We start from the raw sequence: 5,334 nt of genomic DNA, 5'->3' as shown, positions 1-5,334 counted from the left end.
AGACTTTAAATTTATCAAGATCGAACTGTAGAGTTTGATCCTGGCTCAGATTGAACGCTGGCGGCATGCCTTACACATGCAAGTCGAACGGTAACAGGTCTTCGGATGCTGACGAGTGGCGAACGGGTGAGTAATACATCGGAACGTGCCTAGTAGTGGGGGATAACTACTCGAAAGAGTAGCTAATACCGCATGAGATCTACGGATGAAAGCAGGGGATCGCAAGACCTTGTGCTACTAGAGCGGCTGATGGCAGATTAGGTAGTTGGTGGGATAAAAGCTTACCAAGCCGACGATCTGTAGCTGGTCTGAGAGGACGATCAGCCACACTGGGACTGAGACACGGCCCAGACTCCTACGGGAGGCAGCAGTGGGGAATTTTGGACAATGGGCGAAAGCCTGATCCAGCAATGCCGCGTGCAGGATGAAGGCCTTCGGGTTGTAAACTGCTTTTGTACGGAACGAAAAGCTTTGGGTTAATACCCTGGAGTCATGACGGTACCGTAAGAATAAGCACCGGCTAACTACGTGCCAGCAGCCGCGGTAATACGTAGGGTGCAAGCGTTAATCGGAATTACTGGGCGTAAAGCGTGCGCAGGCGGTTTTGTAAGACAGAGGTGAAATCCCCGGGCTCAACCTGGGAACTGCCTTTGTGACTGCAAGGCTAGAGTACGGCAGAGGGGGGTGGAATTCCGCGTGTAGCAGTGAAATGCGTAGATATGCGGAGGAACACCGATGGCGAAGGCAACCCCCTGGGCCTGTACTGACGCTCATGCACGAAAGCGTGGGGAGCAAACAGGATTAGATACCCTGGTAGTCCACGCCCTAAACGATGTCAACTGGTTGTTGGGTCTTAACTGACTCAGTAACGAAGCTAACGCGTGAAGTTGACCGCCTGGGGAGTACGGCCGCAAGGTTGAAACTCAAAGGAATTGACGGGGACCCGCACAAGCGGTGGATGATGTGGTTTAATTCGATGCAACGCGAAAAACCTTACCCACCTTTGACATGTACGGAAGTCGCTAGAGATAGCTTCGTGCTCGAAAGAGAGCCGTAACACAGGTGCTGCATGGCTGTCGTCAGCTCGTGTCGTGAGATGTTGGGTTAAGTCCCGCAACGAGCGCAACCCTTGCCATTAGTTGCTACATTTAGTTGAGCACTCTAATGGGACTGCCGGTGACAAACCGGAGGAAGGTGGGGATGACGTCAAGTCCTCATGGCCCTTATAGGTGGGGCTACACACGTCATACAATGGCTGGTACAAAGGGTTGCCAACCCGCGAGGGGGAGCTAATCCCATAAAGCCAGTCGTAGTCCGGATCGCAGTCTGCAACTCGACTGCGTGAAGTCGGAATCGCTAGTAATCGTGGATCAGAATGTCACGGTGAATACGTTCCCGGGTCTTGTACACACCGCCCGTCACACCATGGGAGCGGGTCTCGCCAGAAGTAGGTAGCCTAACCGCAAGGAGGGCGCTTACCACGGCGGGGTTCGTGACTGGGGTGAAGTCGTAACAAGGTAGCCGTATCGGAAGGTGCGGCTGGATCACCTCCTTTCTGGAAAATGAAGCAGTTCAAGTTTGAACGCCCACACTTATCGGTTGTTGGATGACCTGTTGAAGTCGAGAGGCTTTGATGGATTGGGTCTGTAGCTCAGCTGGTTAGAGCACTGTGTTGATAACGCAGGGGTCGTTGGTTCGAGCCCAACTAGACCCACCAAACTTCCAATGCGAAAAACCCGATTGGGGGATTAGCTCAGCTGGGAGAGCACCTGCTTTGCAAGCAGGGGGTCGTCGGTTCGATCCCGTCATCCTCCACCAAACAACGTGTTTGTTTAAAAACTATAGCGCCGTGTGGTGCTATAATCGTTGGCTCCACTCAATACAAAAGCAGTCTTGCAAAGACTGCTTTTGTATTGATCGATCCGATCAATAGGCTGTTCTTTAAAAATTCATAGAGTCGAAATCAGTATTGCTGACGGAAACACCCTTTGAGGTGACCGTGCCGTCAGCAATTATTTGATTGCGTCAACACGAATTCAACTTTGAATTCATGTAATGACGAATATTCTCAAAAGTCGCATCGCAAGATGCGGCAGCAAAGATATTCACATTACGGCATAACGCGTGAGGTGTGAGACCTCACAAGTCTTTGAACTCCGAATATGGCGATGTTTCGATAAGAGACGTCAAAGTTATAGGGTCAAGTGACTAAGAGCATATGGTGGATGCCTTGGCGATTACAGGCGATGAAAGACGTGATAGCCTGCGATAAGCTTCGGGGAGCTGGCAAATAAGCTTTGATCCGGAGATTTCTGAATGGGGAAACCCACCCGCAAGGGTATCGCACACTGAATACATAGGTGTGCGAGGCGAACCTGGAGAACTGAAACATCTAAGTACCCAGAGGAAAAGACATCAACCGAGATTCCGAAAGTAGTGGCGAGCGAAATCGGAGGAGCCTTCTAGTGATAGTCGATGAGTTAACAAAATGGCATGGAAAGGCCGACCATAGTGGGTGATAGTCCCGTATGTGAAAACTCAACGGTGGTACTAAGCTAGAGAAAAGTAGGGCGGGACACGAGAAATCCTGTCTGAATATGGGGGGACCATCCTCCAAGGCTAAATACTCGTAATCGACCGATAGTGAACCAGTACCGTGAGGGAAAGGCGAAAAGAACCCCGGGAGGGGAGTGAAATAGATCCTGAAACCGTATGCTTACAAAAAGTAGGAGCCTCGTAAGGGGTGACTGCGTACCTTTTGTATAATGGGTCAGCGACTTACATTCAGTGGCAAGCTTAACCGAATAGGGAAGGCGTAGAGAAATCGAGTCCGAATAGGGCGAATTAGTCGCTGGGTGTAGACCCGAAACCAAGTGATCTAACCATGGCCAGGATGAAGGTGCCGTAACAGGTACTGGAGGTCCGAACCGACTGATGTTGCAAAATCAGCGGATGAGCTGTGGTTAGGGGTGAAAGGCTAAACAAACTTGGAAATAGCTGGTTCTCTCCGAAAACTATTTAGGTAGTGCCTCAAGTATTACCTGCGGGGGTAGAGCACTGTTTTGGCTAGGGGGTCATGGCGACTTACCAAACCAAGGCAAACTCCGAATACCGCAGAGTACAGCTTGGGAGACAGAGCACCGGGTGCTAACGTCCGGACTCAAGAGGGAAACAACCCAGACCGCCAGCTAAGGTCCCTAAAATTGGCTAAGTGGGAAACGAAGTGGGAAGGCTAAAACAGTCAGGATGTTGGCTTAGAAGCAGCCATCATTTAAAGAAAGCGTAATAGCTCACTGATCGAGTCGTCCTGCGCGGAAGATGTAACGGGGCTAAGCCAGTTACCGAAGCTGCGGATGTGCAATTTATTGCACGTGGTAGGAGAGCGTTCTGTAAGCCTGTGAAGGTGTCTGGAGACGGATGCTGGAGGTATCAGAAGTGCGAATGCTGACATGAGTAGCGTTAAAGGGGGTGAAAAGCCCCCTCGCCGTAAGCGCAAGGTTTCCTACGCAACGTTCATCGGCGTAGGGTGAGTCGGCCCCTAAGGCGAGGCAGAGATGCGTAGCTGATGGGAAACAGGTCAATATTCCTGTACCGATCAATAGTGCGATGTGGGGACGGAGAAGGTTAGCTCAGCCAACTGTTGGATATGTTGGTTCAAGCCTGTAGTCGTGCCTGGTAGGCAAATCCGCCGGGCTTAGATGAGGGGTGATAACGAGTGTGCTTGCACACGAAGTGAGTGATACCCTGCTTCCAGGAAAAGCCACTAAGCTTCAGCTATTGACGACCGTACCGCAAACCGACACTGGTGCGCGAGATGAGTATTCTAAGGCGCTTGAGAGAACTCTGGAGAAGGAACTCGGCAAATTGATACCGTAACTTCGGGAGAAGGTATGCCCTCGGTAAGTGAAGTTGAACAAACGGAGCTGAAAAGGGTTGCAAAAAATCGGTGGCTGCAACTGTTTAATAAAAACACAGCACTCTGCAAACACGAAAGTGGACGTATAGGGTGTGACGCCTGCCCGGTGCTGGAAGATTAAATGATGGGGTGCAAGCTCTTGATTGAAGTCCCAGTAAACGGCGGCCGTAACTATAACGGTCCTAAGGTAGCGAAATTCCTTGTCGGGTAAGTTCCGACCTGCACGAATGGCGTAATGATGGCCACACTGTCTCCTCCAGAGACTCAGCGAAGTTGAAATGTTTGTGATGATGCAATCTCCCCGCGGAAAGACGGAAAGACCCCATGAACCTTTACTGTAGCTTTGTATTGGACTTTGAACGGATCTGTGTAGGATAGGTGGGAGGCTTTGAAGCCAGGACGCTAGTTCTGGTGGAGCCGACGTTGAAATACCACCCTGGTGCGTTTGAGGTTCTAACCTAGGTCCATTATCTGGATCGGGGACAGTGCATGGTAGGCAGTTTGACTGGGGCGGTCTCCTCCCAAAGCGTAACGGAGGAGTTCGAAGGTACGCTAGTTACGGTCGGACATCGTGACGATAGTGCAATGGCATAAGCGTGCTTAACTGCGAGACTGACAAGTCGAGCAGATGCGAAAGCAGGACATAGTGATCCGGTGGTTCTGTATGGAAGGGCCATCGCTCAACGGATAAAAGGTACTCTGGGGATAACAGGCTGATACCGCCCAAGAGTTCATATCGACGGCGGTGTTTGGCACCTCGATGTCGGCTCATCTCATCCTGGGGCTGTAGTCGGTCCCAAGGGTATGGCTGTTCGCCATTTAAAGAGGTACGTGAGCTGGGTTTAAAACGTCGTGAGACAGTTTTGTCCCTATCTTCCGTGGGCGCTGCAGATTTGAGGAAGCCTGCTCCTAGTACGAGAGGACCGGAGTGGACACACCTCTGGTGTACCTGTTGTCACGCCAGTGGCATCGCAGGGTAGCTAAGTGTGGAAGAGATAACCGCTGAAAGCATCTAAGCGGGAAACTCGTTTCAAGATGAGATCTGCCGGGGCCTTGAGCCCCCTGAAGGGTCGTTGTAGACCACGACGTTGATAGGCTGGGTGTGGAAGCGCAGTAATGCGTTAAGCTAACCAGTACTAATTGCCCGAGCGGCTTGACCCTATAACTTTGATTACTGCCAAATGGTGGTTCAAACGGACTAGTTATGCCAAGTTGCGCAATCAAATAAACCAAAAATCTGATTTTTACTCTATGAATTTGCGAAGTAGCGCATGCGCTGCTTTGCTACAAGTTATGCCTAGTGACCATAGCAAGTTGGCTCCACTCCTTCCCATCCCGAACAGGACAGTGAAACGACTTTGCGCCGATGATAGTGCGGGTTCCCGTGTGAAAGTAGGTCATCGCTAGGCTCTTACAGC

At 51.0% G+C, this 5,334-nt stretch carries 2 tRNA genes and 3 rRNA genes; all 5 read left to right on the top strand.

What is annotated here, in order from left to right:
• The first annotated feature begins 22 nt into the window (after window positions 1–22).
• The 5 genes from IB213_RS17880 (at window position 23) to rrf (ending at window position 5,325) form a co-directional block, all read left to right on the top strand.
• Window positions 23–1,555: ribosomal RNA gene (locus tag IB213_RS17880) — 16S ribosomal RNA — on the top strand.
• An 85-nt stretch (window positions 1,556–1,640) separates the two neighbouring features.
• Window positions 1,641–1,717, top strand: a tRNA-Ile gene (locus IB213_RS17875).
• A 25-nt stretch (window positions 1,718–1,742) separates the two neighbouring features.
• Window positions 1,743–1,818: transfer RNA gene (locus IB213_RS17870), tRNA-Ala, on the top strand.
• Window positions 1,819–2,198: 380 nt separating this feature from the next.
• A 23S ribosomal RNA gene (locus tag IB213_RS17865) occupies window positions 2,199–5,077 on the top strand.
• A gap of 135 nt (window positions 5,078–5,212) precedes the next feature.
• Window positions 5,213–5,325, top strand: a 5S ribosomal RNA gene (rrf, locus tag IB213_RS17860).
• Together the 16S, 23S and 5S rRNA genes with 2 tRNA genes alongside form the textbook arrangement of a ribosomal RNA operon.
• Window positions 5,326–5,334 lie beyond the last annotated feature (9 nt).

It is taken from the genome of Comamonas sp. CMM02 (genome assembly GCF_014851485.1).
GTDB lineage: Bacteria > Pseudomonadota > Gammaproteobacteria > Burkholderiales > Burkholderiaceae_C > Comamonas > Comamonas avium.
The sequence above is the reverse complement of the archived record's forward strand: the minus strand, read 5'-3'. Positions and strand labels throughout refer to the sequence as shown.